19 protein-coding genes are annotated in these 24,166 nt (G+C 42.8%); 10 read left to right on the plus strand and 9 right to left on the minus strand.

From position 1 onward, the window contains the following. The first annotated feature begins 222 nt into the window (after positions 1-222). The 5 genes from G563_RS0126285 (at position 223) to G563_RS0126305 (ending at position 5,474) form a co-directional block, all read left to right on the plus strand. The gene (locus G563_RS0126285; protein WP_028667959.1) at positions 223-444 is read left to right on the plus strand and encodes a DUF4266 domain-containing protein; all 222 of its coding nucleotides are present in this window, start codon (positions 223-225) and stop codon (positions 442-444) included. 53 nt (positions 445-497) lie between these two features. After that, positions 498-1,709, plus strand: a complete 1,212-nt coding sequence (locus G563_RS0126290; protein ID WP_028667960.1) for a DUF3570 domain-containing protein — start codon at positions 498-500, stop codon at positions 1,707-1,709. A 202-nt stretch (positions 1,710-1,911) separates the two neighbouring features. After that, positions 1,912-2,481 (plus strand): hypothetical protein, encoded by a 570-nt coding sequence (locus G563_RS0126295; protein ID WP_028667961.1) that lies wholly within the window; start codon positions 1,912-1,914, stop codon positions 2,479-2,481. Next, complete coding sequence (locus G563_RS37270) at positions 2,478-4,685, plus strand: histidine kinase (RefSeq protein ID WP_051211219.1); 2,208 nt, start codon at positions 2,478-2,480, stop codon at positions 4,683-4,685. The genes G563_RS0126295 and G563_RS37270 overlap by 4 nt, the downstream gene beginning before the upstream one ends. 30 nt (positions 4,686-4,715) lie before the next feature. After that, entirely contained in the window at positions 4,716-5,474 is a 759-nt protein-coding gene (locus G563_RS0126305; RefSeq protein WP_028667962.1) for a LytR/AlgR family response regulator transcription factor, read from the plus strand. Between the two features lie 121 nt (positions 5,475-5,595). Here G563_RS0126305 and G563_RS0126310 read toward each other — a convergent pair whose 3' ends face one another. From G563_RS0126310 to G563_RS0126320, 3 genes are all read right to left on the minus strand, one after another. Next, positions 5,596-6,504: a hypothetical protein gene (locus G563_RS0126310; RefSeq protein WP_028667963.1), complete on the minus strand. Its 909-nt coding sequence runs from the start codon at positions 6,502-6,504 to the stop codon at positions 5,596-5,598. A 181-nt stretch (positions 6,505-6,685) separates the two neighbouring features. Then, positions 6,686-7,942 (minus strand): Hsp70 family protein, encoded by a 1,257-nt coding sequence (locus G563_RS0126315; RefSeq protein ID WP_028667964.1) that lies wholly within the window; start codon positions 7,940-7,942, stop codon positions 6,686-6,688. Positions 7,943-8,008: 66 nt separating this feature from the next. Then, positions 8,009-9,691: a L,D-transpeptidase family protein gene (locus G563_RS0126320; RefSeq protein ID WP_028667965.1), complete on the minus strand. Its 1,683-nt coding sequence runs from the start codon at positions 9,689-9,691 to the stop codon at positions 8,009-8,011. 346 nt (positions 9,692-10,037) lie between these two features. Between G563_RS0126320 and G563_RS0126330 the strand changes: the two genes are divergently transcribed. Beyond that, on the plus strand, positions 10,038-12,200 hold the full coding sequence (locus G563_RS0126330) for a T9SS type A sorting domain-containing protein (protein ID WP_028667966.1): 2,163 nt from the start codon (positions 10,038-10,040) through the stop codon (positions 12,198-12,200). A gap of 4 nt (positions 12,201-12,204) precedes the next feature. Here G563_RS0126330 and G563_RS0126335 read toward each other — a convergent pair whose 3' ends face one another. The 4 genes from G563_RS0126335 to G563_RS0126350 form a co-directional block, all read right to left on the minus strand. Beyond that, the gene (locus tag G563_RS0126335; RefSeq protein ID WP_037328278.1) at positions 12,205-13,677 is read right to left on the minus strand and encodes a sulfatase family protein; all 1,473 of its coding nucleotides are present in this window, start codon (positions 13,675-13,677) and stop codon (positions 12,205-12,207) included. 18 nt (positions 13,678-13,695) lie between these two features. Further along, positions 13,696-13,905, minus strand: coding sequence for a hypothetical protein (locus G563_RS0126340; protein ID WP_028667968.1), 210 nt, complete (start codon positions 13,903-13,905; stop codon positions 13,696-13,698). Positions 13,906-14,071: 166 nt separating this feature from the next. Next, a complete protein-coding gene (locus G563_RS0126345; RefSeq protein ID WP_028667969.1) occupies positions 14,072-15,100 on the minus strand; it encodes a hypothetical protein in 1,029 nt (342 codons plus the stop codon). Positions 15,101-15,253: 153 nt separating this feature from the next. Next, entirely contained in the window at positions 15,254-15,979 is a 726-nt protein-coding gene (locus tag G563_RS0126350; protein ID WP_028667970.1) for a hypothetical protein, read from the minus strand. Positions 15,980-16,182: 203 nt separating this feature from the next. Here G563_RS0126350 and G563_RS0126355 point away from each other — a divergent pair, with 203 nt between their 5' ends. Continuing rightward, entirely contained in the window at positions 16,183-17,688 is a 1,506-nt protein-coding gene (locus G563_RS0126355; protein ID WP_028667971.1) for a sulfatase family protein, read from the plus strand. A 111-nt stretch (positions 17,689-17,799) separates the two neighbouring features. On the opposite strand, the gene G563_RS37275 is transcribed toward G563_RS0126355, so the two are convergent. Next, positions 17,800-19,017 carry a serine hydrolase domain-containing protein gene (locus G563_RS37275; RefSeq protein WP_051211220.1) on the minus strand — a complete coding sequence of 406 codons (1,218 nt, stop codon included), beginning with the start codon at positions 19,015-19,017 and terminating at the stop codon, positions 17,800-17,802. Between the two features lie 89 nt (positions 19,018-19,106). Continuing rightward, positions 19,107-20,486, minus strand: a complete 1,380-nt coding sequence (locus tag G563_RS37280) for a glycine-rich domain-containing protein (RefSeq protein ID WP_028667972.1) — start codon at positions 20,484-20,486, stop codon at positions 19,107-19,109. Between the two features lie 288 nt (positions 20,487-20,774). Between G563_RS37280 and G563_RS0126370 the strand changes: the two genes are divergently transcribed. The 3 genes from G563_RS0126370 (at position 20,775) to G563_RS0126380 (ending at position 23,980) form a co-directional block, all read left to right on the plus strand. Continuing rightward, positions 20,775-21,974, plus strand: a complete 1,200-nt coding sequence (locus G563_RS0126370; RefSeq protein ID WP_028667973.1) for a hypothetical protein — start codon at positions 20,775-20,777, stop codon at positions 21,972-21,974. A gap of 406 nt (positions 21,975-22,380) precedes the next feature. Beyond that, positions 22,381-22,719: a hypothetical protein gene (locus G563_RS0126375; protein WP_028667974.1), complete on the plus strand. Its 339-nt coding sequence runs from the start codon at positions 22,381-22,383 to the stop codon at positions 22,717-22,719. After that, positions 22,661-23,980: a hypothetical protein gene (locus G563_RS0126380; protein ID WP_310586569.1), complete on the plus strand. Its 1,320-nt coding sequence runs from the start codon at positions 22,661-22,663 to the stop codon at positions 23,978-23,980. The genes G563_RS0126375 and G563_RS0126380 overlap by 59 nt, the downstream gene beginning before the upstream one ends. Positions 23,981-24,166: the final 186 nt, after the last annotated feature.

The following is a 24,166-nucleotide window of genomic DNA, read 5'->3' on the forward strand; positions in this document are numbered from 1 at the left end:
AACGACACCCCCATAAATGCCCCGTAGGGGCTACATATCGGTAGAAAAGACACATTAACCCAATAACCCACATAAATGCCCCATAGGGGCTACATATCGTTAGAAGAAACACATCAACCCAATAACCCCCCATAAATGCCCCATAGGGGCTACATATCGGTAAAGAATTATAACGACACCCCACATAAATGCCCCGTAGGGGCTATATATTGGTAAACACCTATGAAAAAAAAATGGAAATATGGTCTCTTTTTCACCCTATTGGTGGGAAGCATGACCTCGTGCGTTTCGGTAAAAGAATACCAGAAAAGTCGTATCAATGACTCTGAAATGGAACTGTCGGCTCGGAAGTCAGAAAAATTTAAACAGAGTTTTTATTTGTACCGCGAAGGAGCTTCGGGTGCCAATGGAGGCAAAAGCGGTGGAGGCTGTGGATGTAACTAACCATAAAGCTGCCGAAGTGGTGGCTTTCTCAAAATCGAAATTTTCGTATTCTAATGAAAAAAATCATCATCACAGTAGGGCTACTGATGAGCCTATTTAGGGGGGCGTATGCCCAAACTACTTCCGCCGAAAAAGAAAATTATGAAAAACGTAAACTCAAGCTCGAAGAGGTAAATCTGGTAACTAGCTACTACGGCCAAGACGGTAACAACTCGGCAGTGACGGGGGGGATAGGCACCGAAAAACTCAGTGATTTTGCCAATTCTATTGATTTGAAAATGTCGTTTATTGATCGGAAAAGTCGCCAACATAGTATCGTCGCCGATTTCAATATCGATCATTATACCTCGGCTTCTTCCGACAACATCGACCCCTTGACCCTTTCGTCGGCTTCGCGGAGTGATACGCATATTTATCCGTCGCTATCATGGAGCATGAAAAACGACGCTACGCATACTACTCACGGAATCAGCTATGCCTATTCTACTGAATATGACTATCATTCCAACGGAATCAACTTCAATTTTACCAAAGCTTCTCGCGACAACAATCGTGAGTTTAGTCTAAAAGCGGGGGCATTTTTTGATACATGGACGGCGATTTTGCCGGCTGAACTTCGACCGTCGGGCTATGGGTCGGCGGCAGAAGGCGACCGCGACCCCGTGGCTTATAAACCCCGTAATTCGTACAATCTTGCTTTGTCATTATCTCAAATCATCAATAAGCGCCTTCAAGTTTTGATTACGGTTGAGCCAGCTTTTCAGGAGGGACTGTTGAGTACGCCTTATCATCGCGTTTATTTTACCGATGGCTCGCACACGGTAGAGAAGCTACCCGGCACGAGGTTCAAATTGCCCATTGGCGGAAGGCTAAGCTATTTCATGGGCGACCGCTTGATTTTGAGAGGATTTTATCGGTTTTATGCCGACGACTGGGGGATGAAAGCTCATACCGTCAATTTAGAGGCTTCTTACAAAATCACGCCTTTTGTCTCGGTAAGTCCTTTTTATCGGTTTAGTAATCAGTCGGCAGTCCGTTATTTCAAACCTTACGGGCAACACTCCAAAACCGACGCTTATTACACGAGCGATTATGACATATCAGCTTTCACAAGCCACTTTATAGGGGCGGGCGTACGTTTAGCGCCACCGGGGGGATTGTGGGGTATCAAACATTGGAATACTTTTGAGCTTCGCTACGGGCACTACATGCGTACCACTGGCATGGTCGGCAATAGTGTTCCGTTGGCAGTAAAGTTAAAGTAGAAGCATAAGCATAAGCATAAGCATAAGTTTAAGTGTCAGGCAGGACTCATAAGTAATACGCTTATGAGTCTTGCCTGATTTTCTTTTTACTAATACCTAAAATTAATTAACTCACGCCGATTTTATAATAGTTTGTCCGAATCTTCTCTAGGATGCGAGGGGCGTGGTATAGCTTTGTATCTATCATTTAAAAAAAGATACAATGGAGGGCATCACCGTTCAAATTGGTTTGGTAGAAATACTTCAGAAAACCCGACAGTTCATTAGCCGTCACGGGCTAAAAGTGCTCTTACTGTGTTTAATTGCAGCCTTTGGACGAGGGATTCAAGAAGGAGGCTGGGGAGCGATTTCGTCAATAGGTTTTTGGGGACTAGAGTTTGTAGTAGAAGGAGCACGGCTAGGATTAGTGATTTTGGTCATTGGAAATGGCTCTTTGAAAATAGGACTTTGGAGAGTAGTGGCTATTTTTAGCGTGAAAAAATCCGATTGGAAACAAACATGGACTCAATTTAAAAAGAAGATATCGGCCAATAAAATAGCGCTCTTGGTCAATTTTACCCTTTTTCTGATGATAGCTGCTCTTTTTAATTTTAGTATTCATGCAGGGATTGAAGCTGGGCTTTTAGAATACTTGAAAAACAATCATATTGTAGATGCTATGGCTTCCAAATGGCCTGTTGTTTTGTGGCTAAAAAATGTCTCTATTATTCCTTTTACATTGATTTTTGAAACTATCTTGATACTCTACCTAACAGCCTCAGTAAAGCCATGAATACCCCTCTTACCCAAGGAAGTTGGTCTCCTACCAAAACCTACCATTTTGGGGGTGAAAACCTTCGCTATTTTCGATTAGATTCTTTTGCGGGCCCTATCGAGTTGATTGGGTGGGACAAAGAAGAAATACACATAGAAATCTTCGTGACGATTCGTCGTTGGAGTACCGTTTTTTTGATAGAAGAGCCCCTCGCCGAATGGGAGTGGGACGAAGAAACAGTGTCGATTTCGCAGGCCGACAATACCCTCCATGTTCGTTCCCGACCCAATTATAGAAGTTTGACAAACTGGCTCAACTTCCCTAAAGTGTCTTTTCGGGTTTATTTGCCAACTAACATTTCTACGCAGGTTTATAACTCATTTGGCGGTGATATTTTTCTTAAATCTCTGAAAGGACGTCATCAATTCAATACAATGGGCGGGCATATCAAGCTAGACAATGTAGAAGGTGAACTAAAAGGCCGCACCACCGGCGGAAACATACATTTCCTCTCCTGTGATGCCAAAGCCGATGTTTCGACTTTTGGCGGTAATATTAAGATTGAGCAGTGCAAAGGTGAAATCAAAGTCAGTACCAAAGGTGGCAATATCCATATTCGGCACTGTGAAGCCAAAATATATACAGATACGTGGGGAGGAAACATCAAAGCATCGCACTGCAAGGGCGATTTGAAATGCTATACTTCGGGTGGTAATATCGCTTTTGAGGAAATTCAAGGCAATATAGGCGCTTCCACTAAAGGGGGAAATATGAGAGTGAGTATCAAAGCCATTGATGAGTATTTATGGCTTGAAGCCAATAGCGGAAATATCAATATCGACTTGCCCTTGCAGCAGGGCCTACAGCTCAATGTCAAAGGGTCGCGCGTAAAAATGCCTTTTTTGCCTAATTTTAATGGTGTCAAAAAAAATCGATATATCAATGGACAACTCAATGGAGGGGGGGCCAACGTAACCCTCAAAACGCGGGGAGGAGTGATTGCTATTAAGCCTTATGAGGCGGAGGCATCTTCTAGAGCCACCGAGGCAGAAACGACGTATACCGAAAACGAAGTACGAGAAGAAGACGCGCCAATCCCTTTCAAAAATCGATTCTGGACGACGGTTTTGCCCTTTATGTACTCGTTTTTTGTAATGGCACTTTTTGTGTATGGTTTCAGTAGTGTGTTTTATTTTTCGTTGGAATTGATGAAAACTGATTCTCCCGAAAATGCTCAAAATACAGCCTTGTTTTTACTCAATATTACCTCATCGGTGGGGTGCTTTGTGGCGGTCAATGTATTCATCAAAAAAGTAGAACGAAAATACCATTCCGATTGGAAAAAGTATTTGATTCTTATCATCATGACGGTGGGTTTTGTACGTTTGGCGCATTTTTTACAATGGATTATTTATTTATATCTTCCTGACAATGAATTGTTTTGGGTGCATTATTGGCGTATGCTTGATTACAACGTTTGGAATACTTACTCCGACCGAAATTCGTTGTTTTTTGCTTCGATTCCCTTGTTTGCGGTATCTCTTTATTTTTATTTTTGGCAAAAATCTCGTCATTTTACGCGCAAAATCTCCGAGCAAGAATACCAATTGCTAAACCTAGAAAAGCTCAAAACCAAAGCCCAACTCAATGCCTTGGAAGCGCGTATCAACCCGCATTTTTTGTACAATTCCCTGAATAGCATCGCAGGCTTGGTACACCAAGACCCCGACAAAGCCGAAGAAATGACCATTCAGCTTTCAAAATTGTTTCGGCATACAACGGGGCGAAACGAAGGTCATTATCATTTGATAGCCGAAGAATTGGAAGTAGTGCGTTCGTATTTGGCGATTGAACAAATGAGGTTTGGCAATCGTCTCTCTTTTTCTATCAAAGTAGCGCCTGAGTTGTTGGATTTTAAAATTCCGCGTTTTTTGCTGCAACCACTGGTCGAAAATGCCATCAAACACGGTATTTCGAATTTGCTAAAAAATGGTGAAATAGAAATCATCATTGAAGACCAAACCGACACAATTCAGTTTAGAATTCATGACAATGGCCCCGCTTTCAAAGAAGATATAAGTGGGGGCTATGGTTTGCGGAGTATTCGTGATAAATTAAACCTGATTTATGGCCAGAAAGCCTCTCTCCAAGTGCAAAACAATGCTTACAAAATGGTGATTATCAGCATTCCAAAACAACATGAGTGGGTGGAGTTGAAATAATAATTAGTTGAAATTTTTGATTTTTTTATCATGTACAAAACACTATTGATTGACGACGAACAAATTGCTTTGGGGCGTTTGAAGCGATTGTTAGCTTCTTTTGAGGAGGTGATAGAGATTGTGGGCGAAGCGCTCAATGGCCCTGAAGGCATTCAAAAAATAGAGACTTTACAGCCCGACCTGATTTTTTTGGACATTGAAATGCCCCTCATGACGGGTTTTGAAATGTTATCAAAACTGACCTATATGCCTTTGGTGGTGTTTGTGACGGCTTATGACCAATACGCCATCAAGGCATTTGAGGAAAAATCGATTGATTATTTGCTCAAACCCGTGGAAAAAGAGCGCCTTTTCAAAACCATCGATAAGCTCAAAATGCTCCAACCCACGCAAGAGCTATCGCTGACCAAAGAAAGACTTCTGGAGTTGATTGGACAAATTAGCCCCAAGAAAGAAATGCATTCAATTTCGGTCAAAAGCGGTGATAAAATTCTCTTTGTTCCTCTGAGCGAGATTAGTTTTTTTCAGGCCGACGACAAATACGTATTGCTCAATACCATCGATAGCAAGCAATACCTCATGAATCATACTATCAGTGGTTTGGAAGAAAAACTCCCCGTCGATTTTATCAGAATCAGCCGTTCGACTATAGTAAATTCGTTAAGAATCAGGGAACTAGAAAGGTATTTTAGTGGGAAGTATTTGGTAGTGATGAACGATTCGAAAAACTCCAAACTCGAATCAGGTACTACCTATCAGGAAAATGTAAAGCGACTAATGGAAATTTAAGCTATCCAACTACTCATCTTTTCGTCAGGAGGTTTTGAAGAAAATCACTTGACCCAAACTATCATTTGGGTCAAAAATGGTACTGCGTCTCCGACGCAAATCAAGAACGTAAACAATCATATTAAAAATAAGAAGAGATAATAAAACTTGCGTTGTCGATATTTGCAAAAATATTTTGATTGTTATAAATGCTTATTTTTAAATTACCTGTTGTGATTTTTACGCCATCGCTTGTGATTTGATTCTTGATTTCTAATTCTCCTTTTGTTTGAAAAGACTTCCATTCATTGGGTTTGTATTGAAAAAAATAGTTCTTATCTGAAAGTCCCTTGTATTCTTCTAATGATATATTTATTTTATCGAGGCCTTCGCTATCAAAGGCGTATTTTCCAGCTGCGAAGGAAGATAAAGCTGCATTGGTTTTGAGAAGAAATCTTAAGCCGTCGTTGGTATAAAAACTATAATGATACGCTTCGGACGACGATACTATCGTTGAAAATGAGGTGTATATATTTCTATCTGTGCCTTCTAATGGGTATAAGACGCCGTTGATTTTGGTTTGAATATCAGAACATCTGCGTTGTTTTATATCTATGTTGTTGACATACCCTTTGACCGAAAGAGAGTCGTTGGTATAGGGTAAGAAAACCGTCCCTTCAAAATGAAAGGATACAATGTTGCTTAAACTATCGTACTTGAAAGAGTCTAATTTGAAGCTTTTTTTAGGATTGAATAGAGGTGATTTGTAATTTTTACTTTTGTCTTTTATGTCTATTAATGTGACAGTATTGATGTCACCTTTTTTTGAAAAATTGAGAGCCAGATTGTAGTCAAATTTACTCCCGTTTACATCGCCTATCGTCAACGATATATTATCACAATCTTCATTAGCTGAGACATTGTCTTTTAAGATAAAATTGCTGCTTTTTATATTTAACTCAGCTTTGGTGGGCGGTGAATCTAGGTCCGAGTTTTTATTACAGCTAATTATAAACAAGCATAGAATGATAAAAAGTGTTGAAGTTTTCATGAGATTGAGGGTGTAGAAAAAGTGATGGCATTAAGGTGTTATGGATTAGCGTGCTTTTGTAAATGCAGGATAGCGGTAAGAGCAATCACTTGACCCAAACTATCATTTGGGTCAAAAATGGTGCTACGTCTCCGATGCAAAACAAGTAAATATATCAGTAAAAATTTTCTGATTCAATAACTCAAAGATACCTTCTCTTGCTATCATAAGCCAGTCCTACGCCGACGCTGTCGAGTTTGTTTTCGTCGGAAACAGCCGCATTGGGAAACAATTCTCTAAACTTCGCTTGTACGGCCGGAATCTCAGTAGAGCCACCCGTGAGAATGATAAGATCGATAGCATCGGGGGTGATTCCGGCTTCTTTTACGCACTCGCTTGCTGAAGTGGCCATTTTTACAATTTCTTGCTCAATCGCTTCTTCAAACATCATTTTGGTGGTGTTAATTACAAAATCTTGCTCAATAAAATCCAAAGGCGCGACGTACGACGGCGCATCGGTTAAGGCGATTTTGGCATCTTCCACGGCTCCCAGCAAAATATGCCCGCTTTCTTGTTCGATTACATTGAGGAGTTTGGAAAGGCGCGGTTTGTCGTGCGATTGTCCCAAATACTGCCGAATTTGCATGAGATTTTTAGGCGTGTAAAGGGTGTTGATTTTGCTCCATTCTGACAAATCAAAATAGTATTTGAGCGGAATAGGCAGGTTTTTGTCGCCGTAAGTAGTGCGGTAGCCTAGTTCGGGCATAAAAGCATGAAGGCTCAAATCTTTGTCAAAATCATTGCCACCGATGCGTACACCCGTGTTGGCTAAAATATCACTTGAGCGGTCGGGCTTAGTGAGGTATTTTTGGGAAAGCCTAATGACCGTAAAATCGGAAGTACCCCCACCAATATCCGCCACGATTGCAAGCTTTTCGCCGCTTACGTTTACTTCGTGGGCAAAGGCGGCGGCAATGGGCTCAAATTGAAAATTGATGTTTTTGAAGCCCACATTTTGGGCGATAGTTCGTAATTCTTCTTGGGCGTTTTTGTTACCTACAGGGTCGTTGTCAATAAAAAAAACGGGTCGCCCCATGATGACGCTATCGATTTCCTGCTGGGCGGTGAGTTCGGCTTTGTCTTTGAGATATTTGACAAATTGCCCAATAATTTTGTTAAAATTCATCGGACTTCCGTTGACCAATGTGCCTTGTTTCATCGCCGACGTGCCCAATACCCGCTTCAAACTGCGCATAAAGCGCCCTTTGTGACGCTCCAAAAAGAGGTTAACAGCCTCGCGTCCATAGTGAGGGGTGTTGTCGATGCGTTCAAAAAAAATAGCACTTGGAATGGTAGTGTGGTGTTTTTCGACCGGAACCAAAGTGAGGGTTTCGTCTTGATAAAAGGCAATAGTAGAGTTCGACGTGCCGAAATCTACGCCGCAAGCGATAGCTGACATGTATGATGCAAAATAGTGGTTGAATAAAACAAATAGCCTCAGAAGTGGGGTTTTGGGCTCCTCGTATCAAGATTTGGAGGCAATATACTCGCCAAAAATCTCTTGTTCGAGGGCTTTGTCCAAACCGTACAAATCGTTACGGAAATTGAGCTGACCTGTCTGGTCTACCCATGCCGTGAAATATACGATGTAAACAGGAAGCGCGGGACGTACCGTAATCCATTTTTCCTTCTGAGTTTTCCAAACACTCTCAAGCTTTTCTTCGTTCCATGCAGGGTCATTTTTTAAAACGTGCAAAGCCAATTTTTCGGGCGTAGATACACGAATGCACCCGTGACTAAACGCGCGACTCGACTCCCCAAAAAGGCTTTTGGAAGGAGTGTCGTGAAGATAAATGCTATAACTATTGGGAAACAAAAACTTGACTTTGCCCAACGAATTGCCCGGGCCGGGTTTTTGTCGAATCGTAAAAGGAACATTTTTGGTATAAGAGCTCCATTTGACAGAGTAGGGGTCAACTACTTTATTGCCAGATACTACCTCCATGTTGTTGCGGGCTAGGTAGCCAGGATTCCGTTTGAGTTTGGGCAAGATTTCGTTGTTGATGATGTTGTTGGTCACGACCCAATAAGGATTGAGTACTACATACGACAAATTGCCCCGGAAAATACTCGTTTTGGTAGCTTCTTTGCCCACGACTACGTTTGCCATCCAAATTTGTTTGCCATTTTCAAACACATGAAGTTTGAATTCAGGAATGTTGACCAGTAGCATATTGGGTTCCATTTCGGCAGGAACCCACCGCAAACGCTCCATGTTGAGCATGATTTGTCGGATACGAAAACTAATAGGGCGGTTGAGTTCTCGGGCCGTATTCGCGTCGATTTTGCCGTTTTCGACAAGCCCCAATCGATGTTGGAAGCGTTTGAGTCCTACCGTGAGCGAGTCGGTAAAAAGGGCGCTGCTGTCGGTTTCGCTCATGTCTCCCCACATCACGAGCGTTTGTTTGAGAGCAATCAAAGACGAATCTTCATCATTGACTTGCAGCGATTTTTTGGGAAAGTCGAAGGTGGGCCATCCGCCTTTTTTCTCCAAACTTCGGTAATATTGTAGTTTGTTTTTGAGTAATACATAATATCGATTGACCGGCTCGCGCATTGGGTTTCCTTTGGCCGAAACCAATGTGTCTAACAGCGCTTGGTAGTCTTTTTTCTTGCGTGGAATAAACCATTCTAAGTCAAGCGGGTCTCTGACACTTCCCGTAAATGCCTTGTCAGTATATTTGAAAAATGCCGTTGTCAGTAGCAATTCCAAGGTTTGAGCATCTTGGGGGCGTTTCAAAAATTGACTCCCTTTGGTATGTGCTTCCAACAACAAGGTATCTATTTGACGGCTATAAAGACTACTATCCGCAAAATCGCTGATGAAGGCTTCGCGTTGCTGATTGAAGTTGAGGGCGGCATTTGTAAGCTTATTTTCACTAAACCAAGCGTACTGGTAGTTTCTTCTTCGGTAAAATTCACTGACGTCTTTTTGGATGCTGTCGGCTACCAAATGGAGTCGGTAAAAATCAATAAGGATAGTACTGTCTAAAACGAGGTTGGTGTAGTTTTGGGTAGAATAAACACTAGAATCTGGCGCAAAAGCCGCTTGTTGAGGCTTTTTTTGTTGGAATTGATAATATACAACGGCAGCGATAATCGTCACAATACCCACGCCTACCGCTAAATAAGGCCAATTTTTTTTCATGTTATCAGATTAAGAGGAAATACACAATTACAAATCTAATCATTTTGCGGTTAACCCTGCCAACGTTCGTACCCCTGCCAACGTTCCCAACGTTGGCAGGGTTGGTTTGCGATGTTCCCAAAAACGTTGGCAGGGTTTGGTTATATTACTATTCATAACCCTGCCAACGTTCGTACCTGCCAACGTTTAAAATGGTGGGGTATTTAAAATTTGGCAAGTCTTTTGTAGGTGCTATGGTAAATGTGCAAATTTGGGAATGTAGTGGAGGCCGCAGCTTGTTTCCTCATTTTGTGACAGTTCTGAAAATCAAACATTATTTTTCTTTGCCCTAATCCTCTCTTATATCATGTTTCGTCTTTTAGTCATTCTGTTGGTATTGTTTATCCATGAAAGTTTTGCGCAGGCGATTCCCGAAGTGGCGTGTTTTGGGGATGTAGACGCCCTAGCTACTACTTGGGATACGTCTGCTACGGTGGCATTGAAAGGTACACGTTTTACTCCTAGCGTAGTCAATCAGTCATCTACGGCTCCTATTTTGTTTGAGAGTACTATTGAAGGACAGCCTTCGGAGGTAAAAATAGAATTGGCCGATAAGTCACTCATTGTCTTGAACGACAAAGGCTTAGAAGGAGATAAGACTGGTAATGACGGCATTTATTCGGCTCGCATCGCCCCCCCTTCTACGGGTTGGCAATCTTTTTTAGGCTATCTGAAAGTTTCAGAAAATGGCGCTCAAGTAGCTCAACTCAATTTGATTTTGATGGTACTTACTCCTGAGATGCCTCTGGTGCGTACCGTCAAGATAGACAATTCAACGCAGTTTTCGGATTATGTCTTTAACATGGTAGTACCTTCTACCTCTTCCAATACTTTCGATGTACGGCAAATCGCCCAAGGATTCTACAAATATCACGGCGACAATTTTGATTTTATCAATGTGGTGTTAGTGCCAGGTTATATTGGGAATCGTTATCACAGTTACGTATCCAATGCCATTCAAGGCTTAGGAATGCCTCTTGTTAATAACAGTGCTAGTTATGGCAGCAAGGGGAAATTGCTGGGTTTCAATTTCTTTCCTGTTCCTTCTTTTTTTGATGCTGCTAGCAATGGCTACAATCACGAGATAGGGCATCAGTGGATTAATTATTTCAGTAATTCTTTTTTGAAAGAAGGTATTCCGCATTGGCCCCTTTCTAATTTGGCGACGGGCGTGATGGGATTCAGCATTGGAGGAGCAAATGGAGCTGGAGGGAGTTTTAGTAAAAAATTTGTGGAAGAAGGAAACTCCTTCAAACTCGTGGACGATAGCGCCAATTTTCCGCCTTATTTCAACGATTGGGAAATGTATCTGATGGGGCTGATTCCAACGGATGAGGTGAGTTCGTTGGCTATTATTTTCAAAGACCAAACTACGTTTCCTACTGAGAGTATGTACCCAAAATCAGCGTTCAATATCTTTTCGTTTTCAGATTTGATTCGGATTGTAGGAGAGAGAAGCCCCCGGTCGAGCCAAAGCCCCAAAGAGTTTACGATTGCCACGATTGTACTTTCTGAAGCCCTTCTCAGGGAAGAAGAAATGGCCTATTTTGATTTTATGGCTAAACGTGCCGAAGCCAAATCCCAAGTAGCGGTAAGAGAGGGATTGTCTACCTATATGGGCAAACCATTTTTGGTAGCTACCCGTGGGAAGGCTACTTTGAAGGCCGCCCTCAATACCAATTTTTCGTGCGATCAAGTGTTGCCTAGACCCGTTTTGATTTCGGATAATAATTTCTCATTTTGTGAAGGGCGTAGCACAACGCTGAAAGTAGAAACCACCGCAGCAAGTTATGTTTGGTACGTGGACGGTACAGTGATACCTGACCAGAAAACCAACACCTTAGTAGTGTCGAAAGCAGGTGGTTATGCAGTGGTGGCACAAGATACCAAAGGCTGTAATAGCCCGCGCTCGGATGAAAAAAAGATAGAAAGTTTGCCTTTGCCAGTGCGCCCAACGGTGGTAGCGGATGGCAATACGACGGTTTTTTCGCCCCAAAAAGTAAAACTTACCGCCTCTACTTCGGAGGCAGTGACTTATCAATGGCAGAAAGAAAATGTAAATATTGCAAATGCGACTCAAACAACTTATGAAGCTGCCGAATCGGGTACTTACCGCGTTCAGGTAACAAGTCAGCGGGGATGTATCAACTTTTCGGAAGCTATCAAAATAGAAATTCAGCCTGTACTTTCGACCTCTGTGTCGGTGCCTCAGGAGGTGGAATTGATGAATTTTCCTAATCCTTTTAGCCAAACTACCCAAATCAAATTTGGCTTACCGTCGGCTGCTTCTGTGAGTTTGAAGATATACACCCAAGCAGGACGAGAAATTGGAAAAGTGGTGGAAGGTAAGTATGGGGCAGGGTGGCACGTAGTAGATTTTGATGCCAAAACCCTGCCCGCAGGTTTGTATATTTATCGATTAGAAACCAATCAATCGCAGAAAGTAGAAAAGAAAATGATAGTGGAGTGATACGCTACTCTGCTTTTCCACTGGGGCGTACATTTTTGCCAACGCGTTTGGTGAGGTCATCTCCCAAATCCTCGCGGGCTTCTTCGGCTACTTTTTGGAGCTCGGCCAAAATCTCGGGATAAAGCTCCTTTACATCATATCGTTCGGCGGGGTCACGGCGAAGGTCATAAAGGGCTAATGGAAATGGATGATTTTCGGGGGCTTTGCCCGGAAAACCGTCATTGCCCGGAAGCTGACCTTCATAGGTACGTCCTTCGTGAGGCAGCACGAGTTTCCAGTCATCACGACGCACTGCTTCGAGGTTGTTTCGACGATAGTAATAATAAAAATACTTCCGAGGGGTGGCTGAGAGGTCACCTTTAAGGAGCGAAAAGATATTGACTCCGTCGATTTTCTTTTCGGGGAGTTTGGCGTCAGTGATGTGGGCAATCGTGGGTAATAAGTCAATCGTCGAAGCAAGTTTGTTGCAAACGACTCCTTCGGGCGTTATTCCTTTCCAACGCACAATACAAGGCACTCGCTGTCCGCCTTCGAAGCTGTTGCCTTTGCCTTCCCGCAAGCCACCCGACGAGCCGGCATGATTGCCGTAGTTGAGCCAAGGGCCGTTGTCGCTCGTAAAGATGACAATGGTATTTTTGTCGAGGCCTGTTTCTTTGAGGGCCTTCATGATTTCTCCTACCGACCAGTCAATTTCCATCAATACATCACCATAAGTACCTTGTTGGCTTTTGCCTTTAAACTTGGCCGAAGCCGCAATCGGCACGTGCGGCATAGAGTGAGGGAGATAGATGAAAAAGGGTTCTTTCTTATGTTTTTTGATAAAATTGACGGCATTTTCGGTGTAGATACCCGTAAGCTTGGCTTGGTCGTCAAGGGTTTTGATTTCTTGTAATGTATCTAAATTATGCAAAAGAGGTAACAGTGGGAAGCTCTTTTTGCGATTGTCGCTGGCATTGGAAATAGGCTGCCCGTCATAATGTACCGGCCACATATCATTGGAATAGGGTAGACCCACGTATTCGTCAAAGCCTTGTTTATTGGGCAAGAAGGCAGGTTTATCGCCCAAGTGCCACTTGCCAAACATCGCCGTGGCGTAGCCTTTGGATTTCAGTACTTCGGCGATAGTCGTTTCTTCGGGGTTAAGCCCTACTTTGGCATGAGGAAATAAAGCTCCCGAAATACCGACCCGATTGGGGTAGCAGCCTGTAAGTAAGGCCGCGCGCGAAGCACTGCATACGGCTTGGGCGGCCAAAAAATTGGTAAAACGAACCCCTTCGGCGGCTAGCTTGTCGAGGTGAGGGGTGCGGTATTGTAAAGCTCCATAACAGCTCAAATCGCCATAGCCGAGGTCGTCCATAAAAATCAAAATGACATTGGGCGGGGTAGCTTTGGGTGCTTTTTCGAGCGACAAAAATCGAAAGGCAGAAACGGCTATTAATGAACCTAATCCGATCAGTAGAAGAAGGGTTTTTCTCATGATAGTTGGGGGGAAACGTTATTTTTTTACTTCAAATTTAGGGTCAACAAACTCCCAATCTTGGATGTGAGAGGGGCGGTGTTCGCGCTTTACAGCGGTTTTCGGATTGCGTTTAACTCCCTTCCAATTCCCAATTCTGACCGCTAACTGTCCTCCATTTTCGGGAAATTCAAAATAAAGAATGCTGTACGCCTTTTTGCAACAAGGTAGGTAAAAAAGAAATACCATCGGTAGGCTGGGCTAGTTTTACGCGTAGAAGGTCGGCGCAAGTAGCTACTAGATCATACTGAGTTGAAACCTGCTCGGTGATAGCTCAATAGTAATGATACTAACAAATAAGCTTTCAACCGGAGAAGTTATATCCTTCTCCGGCTGAAAGCTTATTTCAAAAAAATTATTTCAAACCTAACAAAAATCCGATGGTAAAATTGGCATCCCAATCAAAAACGAAGGTTTTACAACCTGTAGCGTCGGCAATAGCTTTGTAAATATTTCCCCCTGCTTTTGCTTTTGCTTTGTCGAGTTTGTAAGCAGTAGGAGCTTTCAAAACGGTATATCTTTCTTTTCCATTACGGATTTCTTTTGCTAAATCATAAGGCACACCCCCGATGATAAAGCAAATATCTCTTTTGGAAGTGGGGACTTGTTTGGCCTTGGCGCCTACTTCTTCATACACCGTGTCGTCGGCTGTTCCTTTTTCGTAATATTTAGCGCCCGAAGCTTCTAAGCTTTTGACACCCCCTCCAGCAGTAGTCCAAGCGATTTTGGTGTTGCCAGAACCGATGTCCGTAAAAAATCCGCTATCGTAATATTTGGCAGGTAAAGCCGCTTTCAAGCCCAGTGTTCCTTCTTGTTCAGGTGTAACGGTATTGACCATGTAGCCCATATCTTTCAATACTCGGATGATTTTTTGAGTAATATCAGCTTTCAATGCCCCTGAGCTCACCACAAAATGGATGTTTTTGCCGCTTACACCGTGGTCAATCATGCCACTAATGTACTTTTTGAGGCCAACGCGGATGTCATAGTCAGAGGCCATGTTTTCGATAACCATGCTATTGCCAAATTCCGCTTTTTCGAGTTTCCAATTTTTATCTTTGTCAACATTGACCACGAATGAATTGAAACCACTTGCTCCCAATTCTACCACTCCTTTGAGAGTCCCATCTACCGGCTCGGGGGCGGTGTACGAAAATGAGGTATTGTCGGAGGCCGCAGTAGAGGAAGACGACGACGATTCGCTGCTTGCGGTATTGTCGTCAGAAGCCACAGATTCTGAAGTCGTGGCCTCCGTGTTTGGGGAAGTAGCGGTAGTTTCGGTACCGCCTTTTTCATGGTCGGGCCCAAAGAAATAATATCCTGCTCCGAGTGCCCCTGCGATGAGCAAAATCAAAGCGATTTTTCCTGCTCCAGTTAGATTCATAGTCGTTTTTGGTTAATGAATAAAATAATGATTTGTAATGCGGTTTACCGATATGTAGCCCCTACGGGGCATTTTTGATGTTTGGTTTGGTTTATGATTTACCGATATGTAGCCCCTAGGGGGCATTTTCAAACGTGTTTTGACGCAGTTATTTTAGTTTGCGAGATATTGTTTGATACCGTTTTCAATCAAAGTAATCTCACTCGCTACGCCTTCTTTGGCGGCGATAGTAGCTTGGATTTTTTGTTCTATTTCAACGAACTTGTCCGTAAACTTACCGTCTATTCCGTTGAGAGTTGCCAATTTTTCGGCCTGTATTTTTTCCAAATTGCTAATTTCTTGTTTCAGTTTGGCTAATTGTTGCTCAATATTGGCTACTTCATTGTTCAATTGTTTTTGTTCGATGTCTTTTTCTGCGTTGAGCGCTGTTTTCTTTTGCTCACCCGCGCTGACAGTTGCCTCAAAAGCTTTTTGAAGCTCAGTCTTGTAAAAATTGGCAGAGTCTAGCAAAAATTGTTGATTGCAATTAGGATTCAATAACTTAGCACCTTCATAGGCTGTTTTGAAATGCTCTAAAGTAGGGCTGCTGCTCGTGCGCAATAGCATCATTGAAAACTCATAAAAATCAAACCCTGGTTGATTTTTATCCTCTAATATTTTTTTGAATCGGTTTCTTAATTCGTCTACAAATTCTGTAGATGAATGAGTATCAGGTAGAGTAGAAACCGAAGGTGGACTTACAGGAGGAGGGGTGGTGGGAGAGGAAGCTGGAGAAGGAGTTTTTTTCTCTTCTTCTTTAGATTCATCTAGCACCACAAACACGCCCGCTAGGTTGCGGAGCCAGCCACTTACTTTATTTTTTTGAGGTTCGTCTGCCATAGCGAATGATTTGAATTAAAAATCAGTGGAAAGTTATAAAAACCCTTGAAAACATAGCGTAAAGGTAGGTAAGAATTTATTAGAGGGTCATGGAGGAGTACAAGAACGGTTGAAAATCGGGTCAATCAAGGCAGTTTTTAGGATGAAGCATAGGTTTGTAGGAAGACTTTCTTATTTTTACTTTTCGTATCTACTTCCAAACCATGACCAAATACCTTTATTTCCCTTTACTGATTTTCTTTTTCGCGTCTTCCGTTTTCGCTCAACCTACTCGTCCCAATGTAGTCATCATTTATGCCGACGACCTAGGTTATGGAGATGTAGGATGCTATGGCGCAAAAAAGGTGTCAACCCCCAATATTGACAAGCTTGCCAAAGCAGGGCTTCGTTTTACCAATGCTCATACGAGTTCAGCTACTTGTACGCCTTCGCGTTATTCTATGCTCACGGGCGAATACGCCTGGCGCAAACCCGGTACGGGTGTCGCTACGGGCGATGCGGCTGCTTTGATTTTACCCGGTCGTAGTACATTACCGCTGGTATTTCAGCAAGCGGGTTATAAAACGGGTGTGGTAGGAAAATGGCATTTGGGCTTAGGCCCTCAAGGTGGCCCCAATTGGAATGGCGACATCAAACCAAGTCCTTTGGATATTGGATTTGATTACTCTTACATCATGGCCGCTACCGGCGACCGCGTGCCGTGTGTCTATGTCGAAAATAGGCGAGTGGTAAACCTAGATCCTAGTGACCCTATCCAAGTGAGTTTTAAAGAGCCAATCGGCAACGAACCCACGGGGCGTGCCAATCCCGAATTGTTGAAAATGAAACATTCGCATGGTCATGATTTTACGATTATCAATGGTATTGGGCGCATTGGATACATGACAGGAGGTAAATCGGCGCGTTGGAAAGATGAAGATATGGCGGATATTTTTACAAGTAAAGCCGTAGAGTTTATCGAAAAAAACAAAGCTGAGTCCTTTTTCCTTTATTTTTCTACCCAAGACATCCACGTGCCTCGTGTACCGCATCAGCGATTTGTGGGTAAAAGCGGCATGGGACCACGAGGCGATGTAATTGTGCAGCTTGATTGGACGGTAGGAGAAGTAATGAAAGCATTGGATAGACTTAATTTATCCAAAAATACCATTGTTATTTTCTCAAGCGACAATGGCCCCGTGGTGGATGATGGCTACCAAGACCAAGCTGTGGAGCTTCTGAATGGACACACTCCTGCTGGCCCTTTGCGCGGCGGAAAATACAGTGCTTTCGACGCAGGTACGCGTGTGCCGTTTATCGTACGCTGGCCAGGACAAGTGAAGTCAGGAGTGTCGAGCGCGGCAGTAAGTCAAGTAGATTTGTTGGCTTCATTTGCGGCATTTACAGGGCAGTCTTTTGATGCTACTACGGCACCCGATACGCGCAATCAACTAGCGACTTTGTTGGGGAAAGACAAAAAAGGGCGTGATTTTATTATCGAACACGCAGGTACTTTTTCGCTTCTGAAAGACAATTGGAAATATATCGAACCCAGCAAAGGCCCTAAAATGAGCATTCAAACCAACACTGAGCTTGGCAATAATCCTGAGCCACAATTATATGATTTGTCGAAAGACTTAGGAGAAACCAACAACCTTGCTACCATAAACACCACCAAATTAAAAGAAATGCAGGATTTGTTGAGAGATATTAAGGAAAAGCGGAAGTAGAAGTTAGTTCTTATTAGCTCCAATGTTAGGTTGGAGCCATAAAAAGCACTAAGATTCCATTCACCTCGCTAATCTTTTGTAGTACAGGCATCTTGCCTGTTGTATTATCATCTAATTGAATTGAAGGGCCGCTTTAAACACTGCCTCCCTGATGGGATTGGGATTGAAATAATCTTTGGTGGGTTGTAAACCCATATTTTGGCGATTGATGAGCAGAATTACCGAAAGCTTTTGAGTAGGAACTACCACAATGCTCGTTCCCGTAAAGCCCGTATGACCAAAAGTGCCTGCGGGAGCATTTCGCATCAAGGCACTTTGAGGATCCATCATCCAACCTAGGCCATTCTTAAAATTGTCTTGTGTTAAAAATAGCGACACGGTTTTGGAAGAAATAAACTTTTTACCTCTCACGATGCCTTTATTTTTGAGCATATCAACTAGTTTTTGGAGGTCGTCCATGGGGGAGAAAAGACCTGCCGCCCCCGAAATGCCCTCGTTGGCGTACCAGGCGTTGCCATCATTTACTTCACCTTTGAGGAGGTATTGACGCCATCCATTCCAGCTTTTAGGGTCTAGTCCTTTTACCACAAACCCAAGCGTTGAGTCTTCTATCATGCGTTTTTCGTAAGGGTTTCCCATCGAAGTTGCGGCAATAAGGTTGGCAGTTTTGTCAGGATTGTAGGTGGTGTGGGTCATGCGAAGAGGGGCAAAAATTTCGGTTTTTAGGTAAGCATCCAAGGTTTTTTCCGAAACCTTCTCGATGATTTCGCCCAAGAGGGTAAACCCCAAATCCGAATAGTGCCGTCCTTCGCCTACGGGATATTTCAAAGGAAGCTGTTTGATAAAAGCATACGTATCCGCTCGTTTGTTTGAAAAATAATACAACGGATACCATTCGTATATGCCCGACGTATGCGTCAGTAGGTGGCGGAGGGTGATTTTTGCTTTGTCGCCTTCATCAAAACCTGTTATATATCGCGCTACTGGGGCTTCTATATTGAGTTTGCCTTGGTCGTGGAGCTTCATGATAGCCGTAGTAGTGCCTACTACCTTTGTCAATGATGCAATATCAAACAAATGATTGACGGTCATCCGTTCGGGGTGTTCCGAAATAGAGCCGTCAAACTCTTTAAGTTGGGCATAGCCATAGGCTTTTTGAAGGAGTACTTTGTCGCCTTTTTTGATAGTGACTACCGCTCCAGGGATTTTTTTATCGGCAATGTATTTTTCAATCACAGAACTGACTTCTTGGTCAAGTGCTTGGATTGATTGGTTTTGGGCAAGGGCAACTTGAGCAAAAATGAGCAATAAAAAAGCGACAGATTTCATCCAATGAATAGTAATGTTAGCGAAAAAGGTTTCTTGCGAAGATACACCTAAAAACCTTTTTATACGCAATCAGAAATAGAATAGGAGCATTAGCTACCACCGCATCCCCCACAGCCACCACATCCTCCCGAGCTACATCCTCCACTTCCACAGCTAGCGGCTCCCGAATCACTAGCAGCATTAGAAGTAAAACTTGCCCCCCACCATTCTGCACCATCGCCCGAAGCATGGGGTTTGTGAAATAAGTGCGGGAGTGTGGGGCCATCGGCAAATGTATAAGTGGTATTGAAGAGCATCAATGTCAGAGCGGCGGTACTGATGTGGTAGCTCCATTCCGAAGTTTGATACGAATTTTGGGTATCTTTATCAATCACTGATGGCTGACTTAAGATTACCCAAACCAGCACATATAATACAAGCAACAGCAATAAGAAAATAACTGGACGGGCATTCAAAATTCCTTGAAAAACCCTACCGATACCGATTAATAAGACCATCCACTGAAAAATGTTGACCCATACACCTTGTGTAAGTGTTTGTTTGAGAGAAAGGGTGGCTTTGGAAATGGTTTTTGCAAAAGAAAACAAACTATCACGAAGAAGACTGACAGAGATGTCGTTTTGGTCGTAGGCTTGTAGCGAATACATCATCGGCTGGTGAATACGTTTATCACAAACAAACTTATCGCCCGTTTGGTATTGGAGCCAGCCCTTTTCGGCAAAATCCGTGACAAGCGTTAAAAACAAAGTTTCGGTATCTTTAAACACCGCTGCAAAGTGATAGGGGTGGAGCTGTTGGGTAGCCGTTTGTAAAATTGTTTTCCTAAAATTAACCTTAAGATAAGCTCCCCAACATGCCCAAGCTATCAAAAGCATATATGCTAACAAAAAGTAGGGGCCAGACAATGAAAACATAAATAGCGACAAAATACTCAGCGCCAGAGCCCCAATAGGCCAATACGGCTTTTTTTGCCACAGAGAAGGAATTTGCCAAGTAGGTTTGCGAAAGAGCGAATTAGGCGAAAGATAAATTTCTAAATCTAGTCCAGAAGGCAAGGGCCAATAGTCGGCGGGGGGAATCTCTTGAAATTCTTTGACGTAGGATACCAACGTATCGGCGTACCATTGTTGATGGCGGAGGTTTTCTTCATTCCCTCCTTTATTGGGGTAGTGGTGAAGAGGTTTTTGGAGTATTTCGCCGCAGAGTTTTTGCCAGTAGCTCACCGTATAGGTCAAGTGCAAATGCCAAACTTTATCGATTGTATCCGAAGGCGAGGCACCTTGGGGCATGGTGAGACAGAGGTATAAAAACTTTTTGTATTCGGCGATGGCACGTTTGGCAAAATCGCCCTCCCATTTTTCCTCTTTGGCGAGCTTGTCCGAAAACTGAACAGCAGCTTCTGGCGAGTCGTCTAATTGAAAATTGCTTATTTTTTCCCAAAGCGCAGGGTTTGAAAGTTGAAATTCCATTTTGATAAAGATTAAGGTTGTCTGGTTTTGTTATTTGTAAATTGAGTTAGACTTTCTAAGTTTTTTATGGATTTAAACTTAAGAAGTCCCTTTTGGTCTGTTAATTTATTTATCGAAAATTGGAGATTTTTGAGCCTTAAAGTCAAGGATAACAACTGGCTGATTGCTAAGTGAGAGGTGGTTACAGAGAGGTTACATTCTATTTTTCTAAAAAAAAGATAACTTGCAGTTGCTAGTCAACAGCCTATTGTCTTGTCAAGATTTGGTTTTAACAGAAGTAAAAAAAACATGAATATTGAAGTAGCTCGCCCGTTGTTTGAGAAACTGTGGAATCAAATTCTGGAACTCTATTTTCGAGAAGAATTAGGGCTTCCTTACACCGATTTTCGGACGCCCCCTCATTCAATGAATCAGGTGTTGGGCAATGCCAGTTGGTCTAAAAACAGCAATTACGAAAAACAACAAAAAAGGCAATTGCCTATCTTTGTGGGACATGCTACTTATCAAAAAAGCCTTGAGCTTCACGAAAAAGGCATTGGCCCCGAAACCTATAAATTCGGTGGAAGTACCTTCCGTGACCGTCACGATGACCTTCTCAAATCAGCCAAGACGTACATTGGTACTACCGATCATTTTATGTTGGCGCTTGTCCGAACCCTTGGCTATGCGACTCTCGACGACTATCGCCAAAGTCATGGTTTTGATGGAAATTCTATCCGAACAAACCTTGGGAAATCGGCGCCGGAGACTTCTCATTTAGAAAATGAACTTTTGACCCTTAATACCGATTTACAAAAGCTTTTAAGGGAAAATCGTATTCTTTATCAAAAGCAAAAACGAGGAAAAATAGCAGCCCTTATCATTTTAATAGGACTCATGGGGGCGCTGGGAGCGGCTTTGTTTTGGAGACAGGAAGATACGGGCGGGAAAGTAATCCGCTCTATAGCCGATACTTCGACGCTGGCCAAAGGCATGCTCGGCAATTGGTACAGTTATAATCGTAACTACGAAGCCCGTGGTAAAAACGACGGCTATACTTTTAATCGCATCGCGTGGCAAATTTCGGTGGACAAAAACGGTTTTTTAGCGCTAAAACGCTACTGGAAAGCCCTAGAGTTTGACGGATGGACTGAGTTTATTGGAGGGACTTCCCCGCAGCTTCATTTTTTTGTGAATGTTTATCAAAACGGTAGTGGTTACAAAAATCCTGTAGGCTATCGGCATTTTAATTGTGGAATTTGGGGCGAAAACCGGGATTGGATGCATGCAGATACGCTGAGTTGCATTTGTACCTCTTACAATTTCAGCGATAGTCATTTGGGCGAGCCTTTGGCTAGTCGCGAAATTCTCATTCGCCAACATACTACCTCGTTTGATTCCCTCAAAACCCATGCTAAAAGTTTTACCCTCGCTGAGGCTCCTTGGCTTGAGCGCTTTTTGCCAAAAGAGGAGAGCTATTTGTTCCAAAAACCAAAGAAAAACCTCTAACGCTAGGACAGACTTTCCAAGTTTTTGATAAGTGCGAGTACAAAACTTGGAAATTCTGAAAATGCAAATCCTTCTGAATGAGGCTTTCCAAGTTTTTGATAAGTGCGAGTACAAAACTTGGAAAGTCTAAAAATGTAAATCCTTCTGAATGAGACTTTCCAATTTTTTGATAAGTGCGAGTACAAAACTTGGAAATTCTGAAAATGCAAATCCTTCTGAATGAGGCTTTCCAAGTTTTTGATAAGTGCGAGTACAAAACTTGGAAAGTCTGAATATGCAAAGCCTTCAAAAATAATTTTGAGGTTTTGTTTGGATTATACTTTATAAGAGTATTTACTTTGCAATACAAAGTACTTTTGTAGTATTAGTCACCCTCATTTTTTAAACCAATCAAAACTCACTTATCATGGCACCTACCAACACGTTTTTCATCCAGCCGTTTGAACCTGCATCTTTTCTTAAACGCGCATTGATTGGGGCAGCTATTGCCTTGGTCGTTATTTCGCTTTTTGTCTTTGGCGTCAAAAACCCTAGACCTGAATGGGGAAGCTGGTGGATGCTGCGTCCACTTTTGTTGACTCCTTTTGTGGGAGCATTGGGCGGTGCTTGTACTTATTTGGTGAGTTTGGTGGCACCAAAGCACGGGTGGAAATATGTTGGCGCGCTTGTAATAAGTGTGATTGGTTATGTCATTTCTTTGTGGCTTGGCATTGTATTGGGATTGGATGGTACTTTGTGGAACTAAATCTGGAGCCGTTACCCTCATGAAAGACCTAATCACGGCTCATATCAACGAGCCTTCGCAACTCGAAAAGCTGTACCGTTCCAACAAAGCGGTTTTCAAACGAGCCTTTAGTTCCGTTTATCCCGAACTCAAAGGGAATACGGCCGCCGACGTTTGGCATGAGCGTTTGAATTATGATAGCGACGATATTCAATGGGGCACTGGCCAAGATCTAGCCTTGGTGGTAGGAGCTTCGTTGGTGGCGGGCGTCATTGCCAAAATTCCCGCCTTTACCCAGCTTAACGAAGAGTTTTTCTACACTCGCAACATTGGCTTTATCATTTTTCCGCTCCTAACGGCCTATTTTGCCTGGAAAAATAAGGTTTCGACAAAGACAGTAGCAATGCTTGCGGGGGTATTCTTAATAGGAGCTATCTTTATTAACAGCCTCCCTAACAACCCCACAAGCGATACCCTGACGCTATCCTGCATTCACCTTGTGTTGCTTTTGTGGTCTATTCTTGGATTTGCTTTTGTGGGCAGTTCCAACAACTCCGAAAAACGATTGGGATACCTCAAATACAACGGGGATTTGGTCGTCATGACCACGCTGATTGTTATTTCGGGAGGAATTTTAAGTGCGATTACCGTCGGCCTTTTTTCGTTGATAAATCTCGACATCGGTAAATTTTATTTTGAAAATATCGGTGTTTTTGGTCTTGCAGCAGCGCCGTTGGTAGGTACCTACCTCACCCAAACCAACCCACAACTGGTAGGTAAAGTATCGCCTGTCATTGCCAAAATTTTCAGTCCGTTGGTACTGGTGATGCTGACAGTATACCTCGGTGCTATTGTTTATTCGGGCAAAGACCCCTACAACAACCGCGAGTTTTTGATGGTATTTAATGCACTGCTGATTGGGGTGATGGCGCTCATTTTCTTTTCGGTTGCCGAAACCTCCAAAACGTTCCATAATCGCGCTCAAGTGTGGGTATTGTTTCTGTTGGCTATGCTCACTATTGTGGTCAACGGGGTAGCTTTATCAGCCATTTTGTTCCGAATCTCAGAATGGGGAATTACTCCTAACCGAACGGCGGTATTGGGCGGAAACTTACTTATTTTAGTGAATTTGCTACTCGTCATGATACAACTTTCGAAAGTACTCACTCAGAAAGCTACCCTCGTCGACGTGGGCAAAACAATTGCGATTTATTTGCCTATTTACAGCCTCTGGACCCTCATTGTTACTTTCTTATTCCCGTTTTTATTTGGGTTTAAGTAAACAGCTAGGGTCATACCTTACAAACGAGCATGGGTCTTCGGAGTCATGCTCGTTTTGTGTTATGACCTATTTTGATCATGGTGCATTAGATAGAAAAATAGGGAATAATGAGGCTGTTTTTAACAAAAAGAAAAAATAAGTAGTTTGGGTTCTGCTTATTTGTGTTATTTTTGTTGAAATAAGAAA

The sequence above is a fragment of the Runella zeae DSM 19591 genome, assembly GCF_000423565.1.
Taxonomy (GTDB): domain Bacteria; phylum Bacteroidota; class Bacteroidia; order Cytophagales; family Spirosomataceae; genus Runella; species Runella zeae.